Annotated in this window: 26 protein-coding genes; 10 read left to right on the top strand and 16 right to left on the bottom strand. The window is 33.1% G+C overall.

Features of this window, described 5'->3' with window-relative positions; translation table 11 throughout:
- Nucleotides 1–139 precede the first annotated feature (139 nt).
- From PK35_RS02530 to PK35_RS02515, 4 genes are read right to left on the bottom strand one after another with little or no spacing between them, the layout of a single operon-like run.
- A complete protein-coding gene (locus PK35_RS02530) occupies nucleotides 140–2,581 on the bottom strand; it encodes a T9SS type B sorting domain-containing protein (RefSeq protein WP_044625053.1) in 2,442 nt (813 codons plus the stop codon).
- 3 nt (nucleotides 2,582–2,584) lie between these two features.
- Nucleotides 2,585–5,293: a T9SS type B sorting domain-containing protein gene (locus PK35_RS02525; protein WP_044625052.1), complete on the bottom strand. Its 2,709-nt coding sequence runs from the start codon at nucleotides 5,291–5,293 to the stop codon at nucleotides 2,585–2,587.
- A 29-nt stretch (nucleotides 5,294–5,322) separates the two neighbouring features.
- Nucleotides 5,323–6,147 carry an ABC transporter permease gene (locus tag PK35_RS02520; protein WP_044625051.1) on the bottom strand — a complete coding sequence of 275 codons (825 nt, stop codon included), beginning with the start codon at nucleotides 6,145–6,147 and terminating at the stop codon, nucleotides 5,323–5,325.
- A gap of 7 nt (nucleotides 6,148–6,154) precedes the next feature.
- Nucleotides 6,155–7,057, bottom strand: a complete 903-nt coding sequence (locus tag PK35_RS02515) for an ABC transporter ATP-binding protein (protein WP_044625050.1) — start codon at nucleotides 7,055–7,057, stop codon at nucleotides 6,155–6,157.
- 121 nt (nucleotides 7,058–7,178) lie between these two features.
- Between PK35_RS02515 and PK35_RS02510 the strand changes: the two genes are divergently transcribed.
- Nucleotides 7,179–8,240, top strand: a complete 1,062-nt coding sequence (locus PK35_RS02510; RefSeq protein WP_044625049.1) for a hypothetical protein — start codon at nucleotides 7,179–7,181, stop codon at nucleotides 8,238–8,240.
- A gap of 6 nt (nucleotides 8,241–8,246) precedes the next feature.
- Here PK35_RS02510 and PK35_RS02505 read toward each other — a convergent pair whose 3' ends face one another.
- The 7 genes from PK35_RS02505 to PK35_RS17330 form a co-directional block, all read right to left on the bottom strand.
- Entirely contained in the window at nucleotides 8,247–8,765 is a 519-nt protein-coding gene (locus PK35_RS02505; RefSeq protein ID WP_044625048.1) for an IS1096 element passenger TnpR family protein, read from the bottom strand.
- Between the two features lie 37 nt (nucleotides 8,766–8,802).
- Nucleotides 8,803–9,756 carry a COX15/CtaA family protein gene (locus tag PK35_RS02500; RefSeq protein ID WP_238320876.1) on the bottom strand — a complete coding sequence of 318 codons (954 nt, stop codon included), beginning with the start codon at nucleotides 9,754–9,756 and terminating at the stop codon, nucleotides 8,803–8,805.
- Between the two features lie 87 nt (nucleotides 9,757–9,843).
- A complete protein-coding gene (locus PK35_RS02495) occupies nucleotides 9,844–10,308 on the bottom strand; it encodes a GNAT family N-acetyltransferase (protein WP_044625046.1) in 465 nt (154 codons plus the stop codon).
- A gap of 2 nt (nucleotides 10,309–10,310) precedes the next feature.
- Nucleotides 10,311–11,729: a CCA tRNA nucleotidyltransferase gene (locus PK35_RS02490; protein WP_044625045.1), complete on the bottom strand. Its 1,419-nt coding sequence runs from the start codon at nucleotides 11,727–11,729 to the stop codon at nucleotides 10,311–10,313.
- 68 nt (nucleotides 11,730–11,797) lie between these two features.
- Complete coding sequence (locus PK35_RS02485; protein WP_044625044.1) at nucleotides 11,798–12,358, bottom strand: L-threonylcarbamoyladenylate synthase; 561 nt, start codon at nucleotides 12,356–12,358, stop codon at nucleotides 11,798–11,800.
- Between the two features lie 2 nt (nucleotides 12,359–12,360).
- Entirely contained in the window at nucleotides 12,361–13,311 is a 951-nt protein-coding gene (locus PK35_RS02480; RefSeq protein ID WP_044625043.1) for a glycosyltransferase family 2 protein, read from the bottom strand.
- Entirely contained in the window at nucleotides 13,290–14,069 is a 780-nt protein-coding gene (locus tag PK35_RS17330) for a glycosyltransferase (protein WP_157841051.1), read from the bottom strand. The genes PK35_RS02480 and PK35_RS17330 overlap by 22 nt, the downstream gene beginning before the upstream one ends.
- Before the next feature lie 358 nt (nucleotides 14,070–14,427).
- Between PK35_RS17330 and PK35_RS02475 the strand changes: the two genes are divergently transcribed.
- Complete coding sequence (locus tag PK35_RS02475) at nucleotides 14,428–15,186, top strand: lipopolysaccharide kinase InaA family protein (RefSeq protein WP_044625042.1); 759 nt, start codon at nucleotides 14,428–14,430, stop codon at nucleotides 15,184–15,186.
- Here PK35_RS02475 and PK35_RS02470 read toward each other — a convergent pair.
- Nucleotides 15,183–15,944, bottom strand: a complete 762-nt coding sequence (locus PK35_RS02470) for a glycosyltransferase family 2 protein (RefSeq protein ID WP_044625234.1) — start codon at nucleotides 15,942–15,944, stop codon at nucleotides 15,183–15,185. The genes PK35_RS02475 and PK35_RS02470 overlap by 4 nt on opposite strands.
- Nucleotides 15,945–15,985: 41 nt before the next feature.
- On the opposite strand from PK35_RS02470, the gene PK35_RS02465 reads away from it, so the two are divergent.
- Nucleotides 15,986–16,810, top strand: a complete 825-nt coding sequence (locus PK35_RS02465) for a glycosyltransferase family 2 protein (protein ID WP_044625041.1) — start codon at nucleotides 15,986–15,988, stop codon at nucleotides 16,808–16,810.
- Nucleotides 16,803–17,627 carry a glycosyltransferase family 2 protein gene (locus tag PK35_RS02460; protein WP_044625040.1) on the top strand — a complete coding sequence of 275 codons (825 nt, stop codon included), beginning with the start codon at nucleotides 16,803–16,805 and terminating at the stop codon, nucleotides 17,625–17,627. Before PK35_RS02465 ends, PK35_RS02460 begins: the two co-directional genes overlap by 8 nt.
- On the opposite strand, the gene PK35_RS02455 is transcribed toward PK35_RS02460, so the two are convergent.
- Nucleotides 17,624–18,679, bottom strand: a complete 1,056-nt coding sequence (locus tag PK35_RS02455) for a glycosyltransferase family 9 protein (RefSeq protein ID WP_044625039.1) — start codon at nucleotides 18,677–18,679, stop codon at nucleotides 17,624–17,626. The genes PK35_RS02460 and PK35_RS02455 overlap by 4 nt on opposite strands.
- A gap of 83 nt (nucleotides 18,680–18,762) precedes the next feature.
- Complete coding sequence (locus PK35_RS02450) at nucleotides 18,763–19,578, bottom strand: 2,3,4,5-tetrahydropyridine-2,6-dicarboxylate N-succinyltransferase (RefSeq protein WP_044625233.1); 816 nt, start codon at nucleotides 19,576–19,578, stop codon at nucleotides 18,763–18,765.
- Between the two features lie 318 nt (nucleotides 19,579–19,896).
- Between PK35_RS02450 and PK35_RS02445 the strand changes: the two genes are divergently transcribed.
- The 6 genes from PK35_RS02445 to PK35_RS02420 all read left to right on the top strand — a co-directional run bounded on the left by PK35_RS02445 (nucleotide 19,897) and on the right by PK35_RS02420 (nucleotide 23,558).
- The gene (locus PK35_RS02445) at nucleotides 19,897–20,196 is read left to right on the top strand and encodes a hypothetical protein (protein ID WP_044625038.1); all 300 of its coding nucleotides are present in this window, start codon (nucleotides 19,897–19,899) and stop codon (nucleotides 20,194–20,196) included.
- Nucleotides 20,197–20,288: 92 nt separating this feature from the next.
- On the top strand, nucleotides 20,289–20,699 hold the full coding sequence (ruvX, locus tag PK35_RS02440) for a Holliday junction resolvase RuvX (RefSeq protein WP_044625037.1): 411 nt from the start codon (nucleotides 20,289–20,291) through the stop codon (nucleotides 20,697–20,699).
- 52 nt (nucleotides 20,700–20,751) lie between these two features.
- Nucleotides 20,752–21,342 carry a peptide deformylase gene (gene def, locus PK35_RS02435; RefSeq protein WP_044625036.1) on the top strand — a complete coding sequence of 197 codons (591 nt, stop codon included), beginning with the start codon at nucleotides 20,752–20,754 and terminating at the stop codon, nucleotides 21,340–21,342.
- Nucleotides 21,343–21,392: 50 nt separating this feature from the next.
- On the top strand, nucleotides 21,393–21,821 hold the full coding sequence (locus PK35_RS02430; RefSeq protein ID WP_044625035.1) for a DUF5606 family protein: 429 nt from the start codon (nucleotides 21,393–21,395) through the stop codon (nucleotides 21,819–21,821).
- Nucleotides 21,822–21,943: 122 nt separating this feature from the next.
- Nucleotides 21,944–22,624: a Crp/Fnr family transcriptional regulator gene (locus PK35_RS02425; RefSeq protein ID WP_044625034.1), complete on the top strand. Its 681-nt coding sequence runs from the start codon at nucleotides 21,944–21,946 to the stop codon at nucleotides 22,622–22,624.
- A gap of 64 nt (nucleotides 22,625–22,688) precedes the next feature.
- Entirely contained in the window at nucleotides 22,689–23,558 is an 870-nt protein-coding gene (locus PK35_RS02420; RefSeq protein WP_044625033.1) for an anti-sigma factor, read from the top strand.
- Between the two features lie 46 nt (nucleotides 23,559–23,604).
- On the opposite strand, the gene PK35_RS02415 is transcribed toward PK35_RS02420, so the two are convergent.
- Nucleotides 23,605–24,291, bottom strand: a complete 687-nt coding sequence (locus tag PK35_RS02415) for a lycopene cyclase domain-containing protein (RefSeq protein WP_044625032.1) — start codon at nucleotides 24,289–24,291, stop codon at nucleotides 23,605–23,607.
- A gap of 2 nt (nucleotides 24,292–24,293) precedes the next feature.
- Nucleotides 24,294–24,743: a sterol desaturase family protein gene (locus PK35_RS02410; protein ID WP_044625031.1), complete on the bottom strand. Its 450-nt coding sequence runs from the start codon at nucleotides 24,741–24,743 to the stop codon at nucleotides 24,294–24,296.
- Nucleotides 24,744–24,748: the final 5 nt, after the last annotated feature.

The raw sequence follows: 24,748 nt of genomic DNA, 5'->3' as shown, positions 1-24,748 counted from the left end.
GCTTTGTAGGTTTTGTTTTTATATTTTCTGGGGTTTAAAAATACATCGTAATTTACGAAATAAATTTTTTGAAAAATAGGCTAATTCTATTAAACGCGCAAAAAAATGAGGTTATTGTAAGGATAACTTTGATTAAAGGTTAAATTTTTAATGAAAAGTGATTTTTAAAGGTTCGGCCGTCTTCAAGTTTAATAGAGAACCAATAATCGTCGCTAGGAAGTTTTTTTCCTTTAAATGTACCATTCCAACCTACTTCGGTTGGACTTAGTTCTTTTAAAAGTTTGCCGTACCTGTCGAAAATTAAAATTTTAGAATTTGGTTGAAACATGCCAGAAACTCCTGTTATTTGCCAAGTATCGTTTACACCATCGCCATTTGGCGTGAAATATTTAGGGAAACCAATAACCGAAACCAGTTCGTTTACTTCGCCGCAATCGTTTTTGGTATCTATAACCGATACAGTGTAAATTCCAGGAGCGATATTATCGAAATTATTTTCGTTTTGATAAGGCCATATTACATTGCCTTCAACATCTAATAACGCGTATTGGTAAATGCCTTCTCCTTGGGTAAAAACAGAAATACTGTTGCTTTCTGAAACATCAATAATTTCGATATTTTGTATGCTTGCGGTATTTGAAGGCTCAATAGTAATTGTGCGATTTTTAGAGCAACCATTGGCATTAGTAACGGTAACATTGTAATTGCCTGTTTGGTTTACTTCAATAGTATATGTTGTTTCTCCAGTAGACCAATTGTAGGTATGGTTTGCAGGAGAACCAACTAAAAGATCTGCATTAATTGAAATTGTATCTGGAAAATTATTAAGACAATAAAAGGCTAATACTTGAGTGTTAATTTCAGGTAGTTTAGCAACATTAAGTGTTACTTCACTTATACCATAACAGTTGTTGTTGTTTTCTACACGGGCAAAAATGGTTTGTGTATATGCCACTGTGTTCGTGTAAGTACTATTTAATTCGTTTTGCTCTAAAAGGGCATTATTGTAAGTTTCAAAATAAGTTATGGTTAATTCATTAGGTAATCCCCTTAAAACCTGCGTATCGGCATTGTTTAGGTTAAAAATATGATAGCCATCTTCGGTGCCATCATCGTCGCAAATTGGTGTTAGGTTAACATTATCGGCTTGTGTTACGCTTACTTCAAGGGTGAGTTGGCATGCACTGGTGCAATTCGTGGTGTTATCAATAACATCAACAAAAATTGTCTGTGGGTTCGAAGTATTGGAGAAGTTAGATCCATCATTCACCATATTTGTTTTAGAAGCATCTGTATAAAACACAGTTGAATAGTTTGATGCTCCTCCTGTTAAAACATTATTTGCCTCATTTAAATTAAATAGTGTTAACCCATCAGATATGCCATCTTCATCGCATTGTAATAAGGTGTGGTTAAAGGCTTGTGGCGTTGCATTAACCTTTAAAATTAAGGGTACAATAGTATTACAGTCTGGATATATATTATCTTCAACCCTAACATAAACCGTTTCGTTAAATGGTGTGTTGTTATAGTACATACTTGTTATGGCGGCGGTTTTATTTTCGGCGTTTGTTTCACTAGTGTAGTAGCTAATGTTATAGTCGGTGGCAGGAAGTCCGTTAAGTATTTCGGCGTCTTTTGTAGATAAATTAAAGGTAGTTTGCCCATTTTTATCGTTGCCATCTGCTAAATCATCACATAAAACATAATTTGACCGTGTAGCTAAATTTGGACCTAAAGTGACATTTAATTGAAATTCACTTACCTCAAAACAACCTGTTATGTTATTCGTAATTCTGGTATAAATAGTTTGGGTTATTGCCGTATTGGTGTAAGGCGAATTTAATGCATTTATGCCAATGTTCGCATCGGAAGCGGTAGCGTGATAAGTTACAGTAACATCGGTTTGTGTACCAACAATGGCAGGTGTATTTTGGTTAAGGTTAAAAGTTGTAAATCCATCTTTAAAAGGCGCGGTAATGTCGCAACTTTCTAAATCTAATGGGGTTCCGTTGGAATTGGCTGTATTATTTGGTGGATCGGAAAACTCAGCTGTACCTGTCCATGTTAAATGAAAAGGACTATTACCAATTGGTCTATCTATTACAATAAAATAGGAGTCTCCTGCCGTAACATCGAGCCATCTAACAAAACTATCTCCATTTGGGCCGGGGCCTTCAAACTCATCGGTAGAGGTGCCATTCATACCCGTAGTATTATTTCTTGCTCCTGCAGCTTGTGGGTTTGTGGTAGAGCAACGAATGGTATTTCCTAAGTTATCACAAGTTACGTTGGGTCCAAATACAAAAAAGTCGTAGTCTTCTGTAATAGAAGTGCTATTGGGTGTTAAGGTAAATCCTAAAGTGCCATCGGTAACAACGGTAACCTGAAGCCAAACACTGTGGTTTTCGTTACTTGAGCAAGAGCCAGCAAAATCTTGAATTCCAGCTCCGCTAACATCTAAAGTGATATCAGAATTACCACAAGCAATAATCGCATCAACACAATCATTTTGCGAAAAAAGTGATATACCGTTTAACAGAATAAATAAAAATGAAAGTTTTTTTATAATAGAATTCAAACTTTAAAGTTTAAGTGAAAAATGATTTTTAAAGATACGACCATCTTGAAGTTTAACAGAGAACCAGTAATCGTCGCTTGGAAGTTTTTTTCCTTTAAATGTACCGTTCCAGCCAGTTTCTGTTGGACTTAACTCTTTTAAAAGTTTACCGTACCTGTCGAAAATTAAAATTTTACTATTAGGTTGAAACATACTAGATACCCCTGAAACTTGCCAAGTATCGTTTACGCCATCTCCATTTGGTGTAAAATATTTAGGAAAACCAATTACAGAAATAAGCTCGCTTACTTCGCCACAATCGTTTTTGGTATCCTGAACATAAACGGAGTAAATACCAGGAGAAATATTCTCGAAAATATTACTGGTTTGGTAAGGAAAAACGATATTATTTTCTTCATCTAGTAAGCTATATTCGTATTCACCATCGCCCGACGCCAAAACGGTAATGGTATTGTTTTGTGTTGCATCAATAATGTTAATCGTATTTATTTGTGCTACGTTTGAAGAATTAACAACAATGTTTCTCTCTTTAGAGCAGCCATAACTGTTTGTAACTGTAACATTATAGTTCCCAGGTTCATTTATTTCAATCTCATAAGTGTTTTCTCCATTGGACCAACTATAAGTGTAATCGCTTGGAATGCCTTCTAAAATACCAGCATTAAGCGTGATGGTTTCAGGATAAAAATTAACGCAATAATTAGTTATATATTCTGTGTTAATTTCTGGTAATTTATTAACGGTTAGTAATACTTCGCTAATACCGTAGCAATTGTTTGCGTTTTCGGTTCGGGCATAAATAGTTTGAGAATATGGAGTTGTGTTGTAATAGTTGGTGTCTAAAGGGGTTTGCTCTAAAAGAGCATCATCATAATTCTCGTAATAACTTATTGTTAAATCTTGCGGATGACCATTAATAACTAAGTTATCAGCGTTACTTAAATCGAATAAATAAATTCCATCTTCTATACCATCATCATCACAAGCTGCGGGTAAAGCCACATTATTTGCGTTAGTTAAACTTACAGTTAAAGTTAATTCGGCAACACTTAAGCAGCCTGTGTCATCATTAATAACTTCAACATAAATAGTTTGAGGGTTTGTTGAGTTGTTAAAGCTATCTGGATTTACTTCCGTAGTCCTAGAAATATCACTATAATATTTGGCGCTTCTATTTGTTTCGTTATCAACTAATGTATTAAAGGCTTGCGTTAGGTTAAAGGTAGTTAAACCATCGGTTACGCCATCTTCATCACATTGTAAAAGGGTATGGTTAATTGCCGTTGGGTTGGGATTATACGATACAAAAGCAGAACCTTCGAGCGCACAATCACCATTATTAGGTTCTATATAAACTTCGTATTTCCCCCCTTCACTTACAAGTAAATCGTAATCGGTTTCAGAAATAATAATGTTGTCTTTTTTCCAGATATAGGTTGCTCCTGGAATAATTTCGGAAGTTAATGTATAATTGTCGCCATCGCACAGGGCTAGGTTAATTGAATCTTCTCCGTTCTTTATAATATCAATTTGCGTATTAAAAAAGGATGAAATAAACGGTGGTAATCCTTGGGTAGAACGCATGGGAGAAATATTTACTGCGTGATGATTGTAATTACAACCAGTACCTATAATATTGGGATTTTCGATAGCACCTAGGTAGGATGCTCCATTTTCATAGGTAATACTTAACGCTCGGTAAATTTTTCCGTTAGGCCCAAGTTGTAAACCGCCCCTGTAAAGTTGACGATTATCAATTATAACTTCAGAATTTGGTATATCGATTTCGTTTAAATTGTATTGCGCTAAAATAGCATTATGTCTCGATGCATCGTCGTTACCTACACCAAAATAATCGTTGGAATAATTAATGTATAGTAGTTTGCTATTTGGTGAAAACTCTAGCCCATACGGTTGATAATTTCCTGATGAGTTTTTAATTAGTATTTGATTGCTAACAATACCTGTATCTGCATCAAAATCGTATAAATAAATACCGTAGTCCACATTGGCACAAGCCATTTTAGTTCCGTCGGGCGATAATTTTAGGTAACCGCGACCTTCGTAAATACTTAGAGAGCTAAAGGTGGATTTTACGGGTGTTAAATTTACGCCTGTTGTGTTAACTTCAAAAGCAAAAAAGGTGTTAAAGGTAGATCCCACACCGCTTTCATCGGCAAAGGTAACTACCCAAAAGGTATCGTTAATACAATCTTTTAAAACAGCCGTTACTTTTTCGGAGCATTCAGGAACTAGATTAACATTTTTAACGGTAATAGCGCCTTTGCCACCATCTAAAGTCATGTCGACTTCAGAGTAATTTAAGCCTAAATTTACGGGGCTATTTTGAGTTACTTGGTCATCAACCGTAAAGATGTAATAAATGTTTGGGTCTTGTGGTTTAGGAACAATAATGGCCGATTGCGTACTAGACTCGTCTCCAACTAGCCCTGTGCCATTATCCATAACATTATGATCACTGTTGTACACAATCGAGCCATCGGTATAAAATAATAAATTACCATTTTCATCTGATATTGATGTACAGCCTTCTCGGGTATTTAAATTTCCGCCAGTTACCGGTGTTACGTTTCCTGTTGTTGTATTAAAGTTAATACCAGCATTTTCACCAAAATACCAGTTGGCTGCTTCGTTTTGAGCGTACCCATAAATTATATTAATTAGAAAAAGGAATAAGAATAGTTTTTTCATCTTTTAAATAGCGATTGCTACCAAAGATATTATAAATCTCGTTGTTTTAGTAATCTATAAGATAAAAAGACAAATAACGCCGTCCAGCCTAAAACTATAACCATTTCATACCCATGTACAGCATAATCGTAAACCAACTCGCTTTTTTCTGGAAATTTACTCATTGCTATACGTTGAAACGGTTGATCGATAAGTTTATACATGGCTTTTAAAGGGAAAAAGTTCTGAATTTTTTCAGCAAAATGATGATCGGATTGCCAAGTAATTAAACCAAAAATAATCCACTCTAAAATATAAAGAATAAACAAAAAGGCTAGTGCAAATGCTGATCGTTTTACTAGCATACCAAAAAATAGACATAAGCTAAAAAAGCCAACTAACTTAATAAAATATGCTAGTAAAAAGTTGGTTTGCTGTACGATAATTGAAAATTCGTTATAACTAGAATAATACAAACCAATACATAGCGAAATGAGTGCAATTAAAACCGTTGAAACTAACGAAAAGAATACAATGGTGTAAAATTTTGATAGAATAAATTCCTTTTTACTTAAACCATCAATAAGGTTTTGTTTTAGGGTTTTATTACTATACTCGTTACCAATCATACTAACTACAACAATGGCGAAAAAGAACTTAAATTGTGAGGCAAAAAAGGTGGTTAAATGCCAAATTATAGGAAAATTAAATACGCCTAATTCGCCAAGTTCAAGAGTGAAAAAACCAAATACATTAATTTTTAGTGATGATAATAGTATGACGAAAAATGGCAATATAAACGATACAAAAATTAATATTTTACTGGTGCGGTTTAATAATAACTTTTGTAATTCTAAATTTAAAAGTCGAAACATAATGCGGTTAGTTTTTTTGATTGTCGGTTAGTTTTAAAAATTGTTCTTCAAGGCTTTCTTTGCGTTGTACCAAATGGGTAAGAACGATACCTTTATCGAATAGGAATTTGTTAAAATCGTCCGACTTCATCGGTTCATTTAAAAATGCTGTAACTAAGTCGCCAGTTACTTTTATGTTACCAAACATGTTGCTGCTTTCTAAAACTTCAACTAAAGCCTCTTGATTATTACATTTTAATTCGAAAAATCCATGACTGGAAATCATTTCATCTACACGTCCCGAATAAAGTTTTACACCTTTACGAAGTACCACAACGTGCGAGCACACTTTTTCAACTTCATCAAGTAAATGCGAAGCCAATAAAATGGTAGTGCCTTGAGCTGCAATTTGTTTAATAATTTCTCTAATTTGATGAATGCCCTGCGGATCTAAACCATTTGTAGGTTCGTCTAAAATTAAAATTTCCGGATCGTTTAAAAGGGCAGAAGCAATGGCTAAGCGTTGTTTCATGCCTAGCGAATAGGTTTTAAATTTACTGTCTTTGCGCTCTAAAAGCCCAACAATTTCGAGCTTTTCGGTTATTTTGCCATAATCAACACCTTTAATTTTACAAACTAATTTTAGGTTTTGTTCGGCAGTCATATATGGGTAAAAGTTTGGGCGTTCAATTATGGCGCCAACTTTTTTTAAGGCATCATGGGTTGAGGTATTACCATCAAACCAACTAAAATTGCCTTCGGTTTTATTTACAACATTTAAAACAATGCCTAAAGTTGTCGATTTTCCACTTCCGTTAGGGCCTAAAATACCATAAACATTACCTTTTTTTATGGTAAACGATAGGTTGTTTACGGCGATTAAACTGCCAAATTTTTTTGTAAGGTTGTTAATTGTAAGAATTGATTCCAAACTATTAAGGTTTGTTTACCAAAATAAATTGATAAAGGTTAGTTTAAAGTAAGACGACGGCCTTTAATTTTTGTTACACGAAAATTTAAAAGCATTCCAAAAAAATAAATAACTTTACGTTATGCAAGATTTAAAAATTTCGAAAAGAAAACCGTCGTTTCCTATAACATCGCAGTTGAATAATTATTTAACCGAATACAATCGGAATATAAAAATTCCGATTTTTTATGATGATTTGTTGCGTTTTCAAGGCTCGATCGTGGTTTATGATAAAGATGATAATGACACGTTATGGATTCGCGTTTATTATAATGAATTTGAACGTGAAGAAATTGATTTATCGTTAAAAAAGGTTTACACTATTTTACATTCTGATGGAAATGAAGACACCATACCTTTTTTAAGTGTTGATGCTATTGATTATTGCACATTTGGTAACTCCAAACCATTCCGCATAAAGGTGCGAAATATTTTAAACGATAATTACACTTATTTTTATGTGAAAACGGCCGATGCATCGCGAGTTTATGGATTGGAATTAGAGCATATGCTATCGCCCTATAATTTGAATTTTTTGGTGTATAATAATACCTTAATTGAAGAACATATTGCTGGAATTCCGGGAGATGAGTTTATTAAAAATCATTTAGATAAATGTGATAAATCTGAAAAATCCCAGATTGCTAAAGAGTTTGTAAAGTTTAACGAGCGTTGTATGATACGACTTTTAGGTGATATGCGTTCGTATAATTACGTGATTGTACCAACGCACGATTTTGATCATGTGGTTTATAAAATTAGAGCAATTGATTTTGACCAGCAGTCTTACGAAGGAAAATTTAATATTTATCGTCCGCAATTTTTTAAAGAGAATTTAAAAATGGTTGAATTGGTTTCTGGAAGCATGCAAAAACTATCTATTGGACAATATAAAACAGAGGAACGTTCTATTTTAGTAAAACGTCTTAAAAGTTATCACAGCCGTATAGGTGAGTTGCTAACTTGTATGGAGGCCGATAAAATTTCGACCGACGAAAACATAAAATTACTCACCAATAAAATATTTGATTATACCCAAGATATCAATTTTAAAAATTGCAAGGGCATGGGCGAAATATTAAAATATTCGTTGGAGTTTTTAACCAGAAATTACGAAAATGTGAGTTTAGATAAACTGAAGTAGCTTCAACTAGTTCCAATGCTCATCAAAGTCTAACGAATCGTAATCATCTACATCAAGACCGTCTTCAAACTCGTCGTTAAAGTCATCATCTAAATCGGCTTCAAATTGGCGGTCTGGAGCATTATCTGGCACTTGCCCTTGCACAAACATTAGGTTAGGGTAGTCGTGGCCTTCAGATTCATCAACAATTTCAGCCAATTCAACGTAAAACGTCCACATACTTAAAAAATCGTACACATAAATGAGTTTAGTTTGCGCTTCGTGTACTACGCTATCTAAAGATGTTTCATTCATTAAACGTGCAGAACCATCATCGCTTAAATCGAAAAGAGAAATTTCTTCACCTTGTTCCCACGCATCATTACTAATGTAAAACGAAGCCATTTCGGTACCGTCAAAACCAAAAGATTGGGTGATGATGTTGTGTAATTCTTCAAGCGAATCGGTTTCGCGAATTTCTAAATCGCGAAAAACATCTTCATCGGTAGTATCATTGTCCAGTATAACTCTAAACCTGTAAATCATGCGTAAAAAATTAGGCTACAAAGGTAGTACTTTTATGTTATTTTGTAAACCTGTGCAGTGTAAAAGTTATGGCGGTTAATAAGAAAAATGCACCTATTTGATGTGCAACACCTAACCAAACAGGAACCTGTAACATTATGGTTAACACACCTAGTAAAAATTGAAAAAATACAATGACTAAAAGGCTATTTACAGCGCGGTTTTGAATTAAAGTAAGCGTTAGTTTTCTCGATTTTAAAAATAGTGTAATTATGAAACCAACCACAACATAAGCTAAACAACGGTGCACAAATTGAACGCCGCTTTTTCCTTCAAAAAAGTTTTTTATAACAGGTGATTGTTCAATATAAACGGTTTCGTGCATAAATTTGCCATCGCTCATCATAGGCCAGTGGTTGTGAATAAAACCAGCATCTAAACCTGCCACAAAGGCACCATAAATAATTTGTAATACAATAATTATTAAGGTGAAACGTACAAAGTTTCTAAACGGAATATCGATTTCTTTTTTATTAGGATATATTAAATCGAGCGCTACCCAAAACGTGTAAGCAAAGGTTAAAAAGGCGGTGGTTAAATGTGCGGCGAGCCTAAAATGACTCACATCAGGGTTGTCTACAAGTCCGCTTTTTACCATATACCAGCCCAAAAAGCCTTGAAAAGCACCCATACATAGTAATACAATGGCTTTTTTAATAGTCGGTTTACTAAGTTGTTTGGTACTTAAAAAGTAAACAAAAGGCAGAAAAAACACTAAACCAATAAAACGACCAATTACGCGGTGCAACCATTCCCAGAAATAAATATCTTTAAAATCTTGAAGGTTAAAGTGGTTGTTCAGTTTTTGATATTCGGGATATTGCTTGTATAAATCGAACGCTTCTTGCCATTCGGTGTTATTCATTGGAGGTATGGTGCCCGAAATAAGTTTGTAGTTAGAAATGGATAATCCAGAATGTGTTAAACGGGTAATGCCGCCCACAATTACCATAATAAAAATGAGTAAACACCCTGTAAATAACCAGTAAACTACTTTTTTGTTGTCCTTTTCTTTAACCACGAGTTTATATTTTTGTTTCTAGTTTTCTTTTTTAGCGAAATCTTTTTTAAAACAAATGCTATTATCCACTCCAATATACTGCCCGTAGTTAGGAATAGTGTAATAATTGTTTTTAGTATAAAAGTTTACTGCTTCTGTTTGTCTTTTGCCAGTTTCGAGGATAGCGGCGTTATAGTTTTGTTCTGTAGCCCAATCTTCAAGCGTTTTTAAAATAATTGAAGCAATGCCGCTATTTCTGGTTTCGGGTAAAGTAAACATTCGTTTTATCTCCACGGTATTGTTATCAAATGGTTTAAAAGCACCACAGCCAACAGGTTTATTCTCTTTATAAGCAATAACGCAATGGTTTAAAGCATCAATTTTATTGAATTGATTGTAAAAATCATGTTCATCACCATCTACAACAGATAAATAGTTGTCAAGTTGTTTTACAAGCTTTATAAAATCTGAATTGCTGGAATTTGTACGAACTACCTTTATCATACCTAAACCGTTGGTTTTAATCCTAACTTTTCGCCTTTTTTCAACATTAAATCATAAGCCGCATCACGCTCGTTAGGTATGTCGCCTTCAAGAATAGCTTCTTTAATGGCTTCTTTAATCACCCCAATTTGGCGGCACGGTTTTAAATTGAAGGTTTCCATAATTTCTTCACCAGAAATTGGCGGTTGAAAATTACGAATATGATCGCGTTCTTCAACTTCAACAATTTTTTCACGAACTATTTTAAAGTTGTTATGATAGCGTTTAAACTTCTTCGGATTTTTAGTGGTAATGTCGGCTTCACAAAGCGTCATTAAATCATCAACATAATCACCTGCATCAAATACCAATCGGCGCACCGCAGAATCGGTTACTTCGTCGTTAGCCAACACAATGGGGCGCGAACTCATAAATACCATTTTTTGTACAAACTTCATTTTGTCATTTAAAGGCATTTTTAAGCGTTTAAAAAGTCTATACACCATTTTTGAACCTTCAAATTCATGTCCGTGAAAGGTCCAACCCACTTTTTTACTGAATTTTTTGGTAGGTGCTTTACCAATATCGTGTAACAAAGCCGCCCAACGTAGCCATAAATTATTGGTGTGTATGGCAATATTATCAACTACTTCAAGGGTGTGATAAAAATTGTCTTTATGGCGTTGGCCTTCAACTTCATCAATACCTTTTAAAGCGGTAAGTTCTGGCAAAATATATTTTAAAAGACCTGTTTTTTCGAGTAACAGAAAGCCAATTGATGGTTTTTCACTTTCCAGAATTTTGTTAAGCTCGGTAACAATGCGCTCGTTGGTTATAATTTTAATACGGCTATTATTACGAGTAATGGCTTTTAGCGATTCGTTTTCAATTTTAAAGTTTAATTGTGTTGCAAAACGAATGGCGCGCATCATACGAAGTGGATCGTCGCTATAAGTAACATCGGGATCGAGTGGTGTACGGATTATTTTTTGTTCTAAATCTGAAATACCACCAAACGGATCGAGTAGTTCACCAAAATTAGTTTCGTTTAAACTTAAAGCCAAAGCGTTTATGGTAAAATCGCGACGGTTTTGGTCATCTTGAAGGGAGCCATTTTCAACGGATGGGTTTCTACTGTTTTCGGTGTACGATTCTTTTCTGGCACCAACAAATTCAACTTCAATATTGTCGTAACGCAACATGGCTGTGCCATAGGTTTTAAAAACCTGAACTTTTGGTTTTGTTGGTAGGTTTTTAGCAACTTGTTTTGCTAATGCTATACCGCTACCAATGGCAACCACATCGATGTCTTTGGCATTACCACGTTGTAAAATGTAGTCGCGTGCAAAGCCACCAATAACGTAGCTTTCTAACTCCAACTCTGAAGCTGATTTAGAAATTATGTTGAAAATGTTATGCTTAAGGGCTTCTTTATAATTCATAATAATCAAATTTCAAGCACCAAATTCCAACTCGTTTTTTTGGATTTTGGGATTTGATAATTTGGGAGTTATTCTCGAATAATTTTAAACACACCGTTGTTACTAATTTTAATAATAGACGATGGTTTATCGCAAATTTTTTCGCGGTGCAAATTTACAACATAATCAACGCCATTTAAAATATCTGGGCTTATTTCTTTAAACGATTTTGGTGTGGGTTGCCCACTAATATTTGCCGATGTAGAAACGAGTGCGCCGTTAAGTCTTCGAGTAAGCCAATAGCAAAAATCATCATCGGGAATGCGAATGGCAATACTGCCGTCTTCTGCGATTAAATTTGAAGCTAAATTTTTGGCTTTGTCGTAAATTATAGTGGTAGGTTTTTCGGATACTTCAATTATGTCTTGCGCTGCTTTTGGTATTTGCGAAACGTGATTTTTTAGCATGCGGTCGTCTGCAACCAAGCAAATTAAGGCTTTGCTATCTTCACGTTGCTTTAAGCCGTAAATTTTTTTTACAGCTTCTGGGTTCGTAGCATCGCAACCAATACCCCAAACGGTATCTGTTGGATAAAGTATAATGCCGCCTTCTTTTACAACTTTAAGAGCGTTATTAATTTCGGTTTGCATGATTATAAGGGATTAATTTTTTGTTTTTGTTTAAGGGATAATGAAAGTGGAGCACCTGCTAAAAGAACAAGCCATAATTTCCAATATTTAGGTTTTATAAGTGATGAGAAAAAATATCGTATAACAAAGTGTGTGTTTAGAATTTTTTTTGCAAACCAACCATGATGCTTTTCGATATAGTAAAGTAGTGCTATTTTTTGCTCTATTTTTATATTTATATTACGCTGTATGCTTTTACTTTTGTAATGAATATATTCGGCATCAGGTATTAAATAGGTATCTTTATTTAAATTTTTTAATAGCCTTAAACTTAAATCTGATTCTTCATAATATAGAAATAAGTTTGTGTCAAAACCTCCAATTTTGTTAAAAGATAAAGCATCGATAAACATAAAAGAGCCTTGAACATAATTCACTTTTTGCGGTGATTTGTATGTAGTTTTTCTATTTAGGTATTTTGAAGGAAATAGCTTTTCTAGAATAGCTCTTTTTAAAATTTCTCTTGGTAATGAAGCAAAGTGATCTATGGTTACTCTAAAATTCTTGTTTTCATCTAACATTTGAGGAGAGCATATGCCTGCATTTGGGGTGTTTAGCATAAAATCTCTTAAAAGTTTCAAACAATTTTTTGTGACTTGTAACGTGTCATTATTAATAAAAGCATAATAACGAGAATTACTCGCATAATGAACTCCTAACATATTTCCGCCACCAAAACCATGGTTAAAATTGCTTCTAATTAGTTTAACACAATCAGAATTTAATATGTTTATTTGACTTTCAAGGTGCTCAAAATCATTTTTTTCCGAATTATTATCAATAACAATTATTTCAAAAGTTAAGTCTATGGCGGTATTGTTATCTATAATTGATTTCACCGCTTCAAATGTATATTTTGCGGTGTTGTAGTTTATAATAATACAGCTTACATCTATTTTAGGATAGTACTCCATCTTTTAGAAATGTTTTGTAAAGTATATTTTTTCGCTTCAATAATATTGGTTTCAGACATTTCAATATTAAAAGATTGCTTCATAATATGGTCTAAAGTTTCTATTAATTCATTTTCATCAAATAAAAAGCCATTTTTGTTGGAAATGATTTCAGAAGGCCCAGAGTGGTTGGTTGCAATAGGTATTAACCCTAAAGCCATACTTTCAATTAAAACAATTCCAAAAAGTTCTTCCCAAGTTTTTGTTTTTTTTGAGTTTAGAATAAAGTATTCGTGACTTTTATAATTGTTTATTAAAGCATCCGTATTACATATAGGTTCCTTATAATTAATGTTTTTGCATTTATTTGCATATTTTAAAACCAATTCTTTACTCTTACCATCGCCAATAATTGTTAAGGTAGCGTTTTGATTATTTTTAAAATATTCTAAAATTTCTTCGACCCCTTTTTGAGGTAAAAGTCTACCAACGTAAATAAAGCTATTTTTTTTTCTTTGGTAACTGTAGCGTTTATAAAATTCGTTTTTATTTGAATGGTAAACGATGCTAATTTTATCTGAAGATAAGTTGTAGTTATTTAAAAGCTCTTGTTTTGTTTTAGAGGTTACAGCAAAAATATGTTCGGTATTTTCTTCTAAAAATGTTTTCCAAACTTGAAAACACTTAAGATTATTTTTTTTGTTTTTAGGATGAAAATTTTTATCCCAACATATCCAAGAGGTGTGATAAAATATTTTATGGCTTTTAAGAAATAGCAATAGATACTTTAGCTTATAATCGAAAGGAGCAATGCCTAAAACAATTTTTTTATTACTGCTGAAAATTAAATTGACAAAAAAAGCAATATTAATGAATTGTTTATTTAATCGTTTAAAATCTAATTTTATAAGAGATTTAAATAGAGAACTAAAAACTGAAAATTCCCTGTGTTTTAAAATAATACTGTTTTCATTTAGTAAATGGTTGAGAGCTACATAATGCCCTTTTGCACCATTTTTGTGGAGAATATAAATTACTTTTTTCGACATTTATTATTTACAAACACTAAAGAACAAATATATATAACTTAAATTTATAATTTTGCAATCAAAAGTTTTAATAGATATAAGTTAGATTTTGCTTAAACAAATAAACAATAAATTTAAATCTGAAACAGAGGTTTTAAATAATATTATCAGGAATTTTGATACCACAGGTGAGAACTTTGGAAATCAAGATAGAAATAGTTTAAAACTATTTAAATTAGATGGGAAGGTTATTAATGTAAAATCGTTTCGCATTCCCAATATTATAAATCAAATAGTTTATAGGTTTTTTAGAAAAAGCAAAGCCCAACGTTCGTTTGAGTATGCTAATAAGTTGGTAGAGTTAAATATAGGAACGCCTCAACCTATTGCCTATTACGAGTTTACTACACCTTTTTTATTTAAAAAGAGTTATTATGTAAGCGAGCAGTTACATTGCGAGTTAACTTACCGTGAATTAACAACAGACTTAAGCTATCCAAATCACGAAGCTATTTTACGTGCTTTTACCCGATTTACTTTTAATTTACACGAAAAAGGAATTCATTTTCTCGATCATTCTCCAGGAAATACATTAATTAAAAAAGAAGCCGAAAATTATAAGTTTTATTTAGTTGATTTAAACCGAATGGAGTTTAAATCTTTAGATTTCGAAACCAGAATAAAAAACTTTGCAAGATTAACTATTCATAAAAGTATGGTTAAGGTCATGAGTGACGAATACGCGAAGTGTTCTGGGGCAGATTATAAAAAGGTTTTTAATTTAATGTGGCAAGAAACTGAAGCTTTTCAAGAAAAATTTTATCGAAAAAAGCGTTTAAAAAAGAAGCTTAAGTTCTGGAAACGTTAACTCGCCTCTTTAATTAATTCACGCAATTTAATGTACTTTAAAAACCTAATATTGGCGGTTTGTACCGATATAATTAATCCGTTTAAACCATCTAAAAAACCTAACTTTAAAAAGTAAGATTGAATAAACGCCCAAGTCGGGTTAAAAATAATTTTATAAATAGGTGCTTTTTTACCCAGTTTAAAATTAGATTCGGCCGAAATGCTTGAAAATTTCTCAACACGTTGGTTAAACTCACTGTAACTTTGGTAAGTCTCGTGTAAAATATCACCTTTTAAAAACCCAGTTTTGGCTGTAGGGCTATGTAATTTAACTGAATCGTGCGGATTTATACCGCCCCATTTTGCTTTTCTTCTATCAAAAACACGTAATTTTTTATCAGGATACCAAGTAGTGTGCTTAATCCATTGTCCGCAAAAATAATTTAAGCGTTTTGCAACGTAGCCATCGTAAACCCAATTGTGCTTTAAGTTTAAAATAGACATTTTAAGCGTTTCAGAAAGCGATTCATCGGCATCTAAAGCTACAATATAGTCGTAACTCGCTTGATCTACACCAAACTGTTTTTGTTCTTTGTAACCTAAAAAAGGTTGTTCAATAAAGGTAACGTTGTATTTGTTGCAAATGCTTTTGGTGTTATCGGTAGACAGTGAGTCTATCACAATAATTTCATCTACAACATCTATTAAAGATTGTAAGCATTTTTCAATCTTTTTTTCTTCGTTATAGGTTATAATTACACCAGATAGTTTAAGCATTAATGCGTTTAATTTTCGGTAAAAATACTTAATTTTACCGTATGAACAAGCCATTAGCATCGGTAATAATAACCACGTATAATAAGCCTGAATTTTTAAAATTAGTACTACTGAGTTATACGCTGCAAACCGAAAAAGATTTCGAAATAGTAATTGCTGATGATGGTTCTTCTACTGAAACAAAAGCTGTTATTGAAAGCTTTAGTTCAAAACTTAAAACACCAATAATTCATGTTTGGCATGAAGATGATGGCTTCCGGAAAACCGAAATTTTAAACAAAGCCATTGTAAAAACAACGTCGAATTATCTCATTTTTACCGATGGCGACTGTATTGCAAGAAACGATTTTGTTGAAACGCATTTAAAATTAAGAAAAGAATATTGTGCGCTTTCTGGTGGATATTTTAAATTAACCGAAGACGTTTCAGAAAAAATAACAAACGAGGTTGTTGAAAAACAGCAATGTTTTAATAAGCATTGGTTGTTTAGCTATAATCAACCAAAATCCTTCAAATTAAATAAACTAACCACGAGTGCGTTAAAAGCAAAATTTTTAAATATCGTAACGCCAACTAAAGCAACTTTTGATGGGATGAATGTATCTTGTTGGAAAAAGGATATGTTGGCTGTAAACGGATTTAATGAACAAATGAAATACGGCGGATTAGATCGTGAAGTAGGCGAACGCATGATGAATAACGGTATTCGTTTTATTCAAATTAGATATAGCGCTATTTGCGTACATTTGCACCACGACAGACCTTATAAAGATGAAGCATTAATGCGGTTGAATAAAAAGATAAGGCAAACCAATAAAAAACAAAATATAACTTTTACGCCCTACGGAATTAATAAAAATGAATAAGACAGAAATATCAGTAATAATAAGTACTTATAACGCCGAAAAATGGCTTGAAAATGTCATGTGGAGCTACCATAAACAAACGTTTAAAAACTTTGAAATGGTAATTGCAGATGATGGTTCTAAACAACCAACGTTCGATTTAATTGAGCGCATGAGAAACGAAGTGGATTACCCCATTATTCACGTATGGCACGAAGATAACGGATTTCAAAAATCGCAAATTCTAAACAAGGCGGTTTTAAAATGTAACGCCGATTATATTTTAATGAGCGATGGCGATTGTATGGCGCGTGAAGATTTTGTGCAAGTACATGTAGATAAAAAAACACCAGGATACTTTTTGTCTGGAGGTTATTTTATGTTACCAATGCAGATTTCGGAAGCCATTAAAAAAGACGATATTTTAAACCAAAAACCTTTTGATATTGATTGGTTAACTAAACTAGGTTTGCCATCATCTTTTAAAAACAACAAATTAACAGCTAAAGGTTTTAAAGCGAAGTTTTTAAATACGGTTACGCCAACAACACCGAGTTGGAATGGGCATAATGCTTCGGGTTGGAAAAAAGATATTTTAGCGATTAATGGCTTTGATGAACGTATGCAATACGGCGGGCAAGATCGTGAACTGGGAGAACGTTTATTTAACTATGGTATAAAATCGAAACAAATAAGATATTCTGCAATTTGTGTGCATTTAGATCATCCTAGAGGATATAAAACCCAAGAGTCTATCAATAAAAATTTGGCTATACGAGCAACTACAAAAAAGGAAAAGTTAGCTTGGACAGATTACGGTATTGTTAAAAAAGATTAATTTTTTAAAAAAGCTTTTAGCTTATTTGAAATTAAATCTGGCGTAAAAGCTTCATAATAAATCCTGTAACTGGCTTTTATTTCTTTTCGTTTTTTATCAATGTAAAGCTCAGGTTTTACATCGTTTAGGTGAATGGAAACATGTTGTTTTCCATCTTCAAACATATTCCACGCAGCTTTAACAATCCATGGTGAAAAAATAGTGAAAGTCGATACATTTAAAGCTTTCGCCATATTTACAGCGCCACCTTCGTTACCAATTAAAGCAGTGCAATGTTTTGTTATGGCCATAAATTCGCGCAAGCTTTTTCCAAAGACATCAAATTTTATATGCTTTTGGGTTTCGGGTTTGCATAAATTATAAATCGCCTGTGCGTCTTTAATTTGATTAGGAATGTAATTAAATAATATTTGCGCGTTAGTGGTAGCGACAACATCATCAATTAAAGTTGCCATATAATCAAACGGATAGGTTTTGTTCAAGCCACTTCCTAAAACGCTAATCATATACAACGGTTGTGATAAATTGATGTTATTTTGTTCTAAATAGTGTTTTGAGTTTTTAAGTTCTTCCGAAGTTAAATATATTTTAGGCTGAATTATTTCTGGAGTTTTGTTTAAAATGGGTTTTAACAGCTCTAAACGATTTTCTATGGCTAACCCAGCAATGGTTTTCGGGATTTTAGATTCCTTGAAAGTATGCGAATATATAAAAGAGGTGTACCATTTATATTTCGATATTTTAAGTTTTGCACCAGATAGCGCAGTAATAAAGTTGCTTGAGAATTTAGAATAAACATCAATAACCGCATCGTACTGCGTTTGTTTTATAGTTTTCGCAAGTCGAAATAAAGCGCGTTTACTCTGTTCTTCTGCTTTTGTGAAGAAAATAAAATTATCAATAAACGGATTTTGGTCTACAACAGGGTAGGTGTGTTCGTTAATCAAGTAATCTAATTGGGCCTGTGGAAATTCAAGTCGTAAAGCTTCAAAAAGAATGCTGGTGGTTAATACATCACCAATCATTTTTTGTTGTATAATTAAAATCTTCATGTGGGTTAAAAATCAAATAAAAAATTCCAAATTCCAATGATTATAGTTTGGAATTTGGAATTTACATATAAGGTATTAAACAATTAAACCGCTACGTCGTTATCACGAAGCGCATCGTTTAAAGAGGTTTTCTTATCGGTACTTTCTTTACGTTTTCCAATAATTAAAGCACATGGTACTTGGTATTCTCCAGCAGGGAATGTTTTAGTGTAACTACCAGGAATTACAACAGAACGTGCTGGTACACGACCTTTCATTTCAACAGGTTTGTCCCCAGTAACATCAATAATTTTAGTACTCATGGTAAGTACAACGTTGGCGCCTAAAACAGCTTCTTTTTCAACGTGTACACCTTCAACCACAATACAACGTGAACCAACAAAAACATTATCTTCAATAATTACCGGAGCAGCTTGTAATGGCTCTAAAACACCACCAATACCAACACCTCCAGAAAGATGTACGTTTTTACCAATTTGCGCACAACTACCAACAGTTGCCCAAGTATCCACCATAGTACCTTCATCTACATAAGCACCAATATTTACATAACTAGGCATTAAAATGGTTCCTGCAGAAATATAAGCACCGTGTCTTGCAACGGCATGTGGTACGACACGAATACCTTTTTCTTTATAACCTGTTTTTAAAGGAATTTTATCATGGAATTCTAACGGACCACATTCAATGGTTTCCATTTTTTGAATTGGGAAATATAAAACTACCGCTTTTTTCACCCATTCGTTTACTTGCCAACCATCGTTTGTTGGTTCGGCAACGCGTAATTGTCCTAAATCTAGTTGGTTTACAACTTCACGAATAGCGTTAATAGTTGTTTCTTCTTGTAAAAGCGAACGGTTGTCCCATGCTTTTTCTATGATTTGTTGTAATTCAGTCATTGTAATAATTAAGTTTTTGGCAAATATAACAGGTATCATTAAAAAAACACGTTTAAGTGCATCACAAATGTGCAGTTTATGGATAAAAAAGTGCAGAATTTTTACTCAATAAACAGCAAGTTTGTCTTTGAATGGCAGTTTTCGTTCGGTTAATGGCAAAGTAGGTGTATTTCGTCTGCAAAATGGCGTTTTTTATCAGATAAACGGGTGAATTATACCGCTGGTCTTATAAACGAAAATACCAGTGTTTACAACTATTTTTTTGCATTTGAAGCTTCCTGTCGATATATCTTTGAAGTGTCAAACAACAACAGACCCATGAAAACAAATTTATACATATTCTTAGTTTTATTATTAAGTGTTTCTTTTGCTTCAGCTCAAAACACTTCTGAAGTAACTACTATCGAAACTGTAACTGTTGTTTCTGTTGAAAATGATAACGATACTATCGCTACCGAGGTTAACACTGAAAAAGAAACTTTGTTAATTGATGCTGCTGAGTTAAAACAAACTATTGCTCGTGGTGCTAGTGATATTAGAAAGTACTTAACTAGAGAAAGAAAAGCTGGAAATATCACTGTTGTATTTCCTAAATCTAATAAAGCTGTAAAGGCTTAATAACAATGTTCAAATATTAATAATTTAAGGTTAACTAATTAACTAGGGCTGTTTGAAAAAACAGCCTTTCCTATTTTTATTACTTTTGTTTTATGGGACGAATTTTAGCAATAGATTTTGGTACAAAGCGTACAGGAATTGCAGTAACCGATGAGTTACAAATAATAGCTTCGGGTTTAACAACAGTAAATACAAAAGATTTAATTTCTTTTTTAAAGGAATATACTAATAAAGAAGCCGTAGATTTATTTGTAATTGGTGAGCCTAAACAAATGGATAATACTGCTTCACAAAGCGAAACATATATTAAAGAGTTTATTGTAAAGTTGGAAAAGGCAATACCTAATGTTGGTATACAACGTGTAGACGAACGTTTTACCTCAAAAATGGCGTTTCAAACCATGATAGATAGTGGCCTAAAAAAGAAACAACGTCAAAATAAAGCATTGATAGATGAAATAAGCGCTACTTTAATTTTGCAGAATTATCTATATTCAAAATAAAATTGTAACAATACACTTAAGTTAGTATTTTTGCGCGAACAAAAAATAAAGCATGATATTACCCATTGTAGCATACGGCGATCCTGTATTAAGAAAAAAAGCAACTAACATTTCGGAAGATTATCCAAAACTAAATGAGTTGGTAGATAATATGTTCGAAACTATGTATAATGCTTATGGAGTTGGTTTAGCGGCGCCACAAATAGGTTTGCCAATTAGAATGTTTCTTGTTGATACAACACCTTTTGCCGAAGATGAAGAGTTGACAAAAGAAGAACAAGCCAGCTTAAAAGGATTTAAAAAAGTGTTTATTAATGCTAAAATTACTAATGAAGAAGGTGAAGAATGGGTATTTAACGAAGGGTGTTTAAGTATTCCAGATGTTCGCGAAGATGTTTCAAGAAAACCTAAGATTACTATTGAGTATGTTGATGAAAACTTTAAACAACATACCGAAATATACGATGGCTTAATAGCTCGTGTCATTCAGCATGAATACGACCATATTGAAGGTGTTTTATTTACCGATAAGCTATCGAGTTTTAAAAAACGAATTATAAAAGGAAGATTAGGAAACATATCGAAAGGTAAAATTCGAGTAGATTATAGAATGCGTTTCCCTGCCGAAAAAAAGAAAAGATAACTTGCAAATTTTGAGTAAAAAATTAAATTTGCAGCCCAAAAAATAACTTAATGAGTTTAGAAAAAGTTTTAGCCATTTCTGGCAAGCCAGGTTTATACAAATTAGTAGCACAAACACGTGGTGGTTTTGTAGCCGAATCGTTAATTGATAGTAAACGTATATCGGTAACCATGCAAAATAATGTAAGTGTTTTAAGTGAAATTGCCATTTATACTTTAGCTGAAGAAGTGCCATTACACGTGGTTTTGAAGAAAATTAAAGACAAAGAAAATGGCGAGATAGCATCGGTTAAACCAAAGGATAGTAAAGATAAATTAGAAGAATACTTTTTTGAAGTATTACCTGATTATGATGAAGATAGAGTTTATGCTAGCGATATTAAAAAAGTTGTACAATGGTATAATTTGTTGCAAAAACACAACATGTTAGATTTGTTGGAAGAAGAAGTTAGCGCTGAAGCTACCGACGAAGAAGAATAAAATATTACAACAACAATATAATCTAAGCCTCTTATTTAAGAGGTTTTTTTATGCCTTTTTCTGAAAGTTTTGACCGTTAACTACGACCATTTTTACAACTAATTATCAAAACAAACAACAACATGAATACACTTTGGTTTTTCGAGGATGTAAATTTGTTTAAAATATTATGTCCGCATAAGTTTAAGGAATACAAAACCGAGCATGCCTTTAATGCTTATAATAAGGAAGATTATATTTACTTCGCAGAAGACTCCTCCAATAAAGTGTTTCTTATTGAAAAAGGTAAAGTAAAAATAGGTTACTATAATGAAGATGGTACCGAAGTAATAAAAGCTATACTATCAAAGGGTGAACTTTTTGGTGAAAAAGCTATTTTGGGAGAATATAAACGCGATGAGTTTGCGCAATCTATCGAAAATACTACAAGTATTTGCCCAATAAGTGTTGATACTATGCACGATTTAATGCGAAAAAACGAAACCTTTAGTTTTAGGGTGTATAAATTTATTGGCTTTAAATTTCAAAAGTTAGAGCGTCGTTTAAAATTATTAATGTACAAAGATTCTAAAACGAGATTACTAGAGTTTTTAGAAGAATTGTGTCATGAATATGGTTACGATTGTAAACATACTGGCGATCGCATTATTCACCACCCATATACGCAAAAAGACATTGCGAGTTTAATTGGTACATCAAGGCCAACTTTAAATACATTATTAAACGAATTAAAGGAACAAAATATAATTGCTTTTAGTCGAAAACAAATTCGGTTATATAAAAATATGGCAAATGTTAGCTAGCTAACATTTTAAGTTATTGTTGAGATATACTTTTGAAAGTATAATAACTATAAAGTATACAACAATGAAAAAACTAATTTTGGCAGTTTTAGCAATAAGTGTTTTTGCAACTGCATGCAGTAATGATGACGACAACACTCCAGCCACAGCTCAATTAACTTTAAATTTATCAGGCTTAGAAGCTTTAGGAAACGATTTTGTTTACGAAGGATGGCTTATAGTAGATGGCGCTCCAGTTTCAACGGGTACTTTTTCTTCAGTAAAATTCCCGCAATCGTTTACGGTTGATGCGATGCAACTTGAAGAAGCAAGTACGTTTGTACTTTCTATTGAACCAGCAGTTGATAGCGATCCTGCTCCTGCGCCAACAAAAATTTTAGCAGGCGATTTTTCGGGAGATATGGCCAATGTAAGTTCCAATGGAATCGTGGCCGATTTTAGCGCAGCTTCGGGAACATACATTTTAGCAACACCAACCGATGGAGCAGATAATAACGAATTTAGCGGTGTTTGGTTTTTAAGTTTAGAAACAGGTTCGCCAACAGTAGGTTTAAATCTACCGGCCTTGTCGGCAGGCTGGAAATACGAAGGGTGGGCGGTTATTGATGGAACACCAGTAAGTACAGGAACTTTTAGTAGTGCTTCTGGGTTTGATGATAATGCTTCAACGTCTATGTTTAAGGGCGATATGGGTGATGGCCCCATGTTTCCAGGAGAAGATTATATTCAAAATGCACCTTCAGGATTAACCTTTCCAACCGATTTACGTGATGCGACTATTGTAGTTTCTGTGGAACCTTACCCCGATAATAGCGCAGCACCTTTCACTTTAAAACCTCTAGCGCATCAAGTACCAGCAACGGCAAACGATCATGAAGACCTTACTTTAGGAAACGGACCAGTAATGAGTTTGTCGGGTACAGTAAGTAGATAACTAATAAATTTTTTGATTTAATATAAAATTGAGCATAGTTGAAAAGCTATGCTTTTTTTATTTTGAGATGATCAATAACCAATAAGTTTATCAGAATCATGGAAAAGGCGTAAATAGCATCTTCAACAGGAATGGTGAACATTCTAACACCTAAATTTTCATTGTTGTTATACCACACCACTTCATTTTTAATAAAACTTCCAGTTAATGTGCCGTTTACAATAAAAAAGGGTATAAGCATGACTAAAAAAGTTAATAAATACGTTTGAAGAATTTTTGGAGACTTTAGGATTGTAAAAATTATTAAAACACTTGCTAAACTAAAGTTTACAAAAGTGTACCATTTGTTTGTATTTAAAATAGCAACGCCCAAAAAAAATATAAATAACAGCTTTCCTAATAGTTTAGATGTTTTGAGTGACATTCTTAATTGAGGGAAATAGTACAATAAAGCGAAATGAGTGAAAACGCAGGCGTAAGGAATGCAAATAAAAAATAACCATTCTTCTACGGGTAGGTTTAAAAGTGTAATTCTTAAATAGTAATTGCTATTAAATCCCCAAATACCATATTTAGTAAAAATAACATCCCACGGAATAAAGATAAACATACTAATTACAATGCTTATAAATAGAGGTTTCCAGAGTTTATAAAACTTTAATTTAGGGTGAAAGCTAAATAAAAAAGGAACAAGTAGTGAACCTATATTGAGTGCTAAGTACAAATATGACATTGTTACTTTTTAAAGTATTTAAAAGGTACAATTAACATACCAAAACATTCACCATCAGTTTTACCAAGGTGTTTGTGATGCATTTTATGGGCGCGTCGTACACCTTTAGCATAACGGTTATTGGTGTTTCGGAATATTTTAAACCGTTGGTGAATAAAAATATCGTGAACAATAAAATAACACAGACCATAAGCAAAAATGCCTAGGCCAATAGGTAAACCGCCCCAAAAAATATTGTATTTCCAAAGCAAAAAGAAACCTATGCTAACCACGGCATAAAATATAAAAAAGGCATCGTTACGCTCAAACCAATTGTCGTGATCTTTTTTATGATGATCTTTATGTAGACGCCATAAAAACCCATGCATAATGTATTTATGGGTAAACCAAGCCATAAATTCCATAAAGCAAAACGTGCCAAAAAATATTAAAAGCCACAATAGCGTTTGCATAATTT

The organism is Neotamlana nanhaiensis, assembly GCF_000943555.1.
Lineage (GTDB): Bacteria > Bacteroidota > Bacteroidia > Flavobacteriales > Flavobacteriaceae > Neotamlana > Neotamlana nanhaiensis.
The sequence above is the reverse complement of the archived record's forward strand: the minus strand, read 5'-3'. Positions and strand labels throughout refer to the sequence as shown.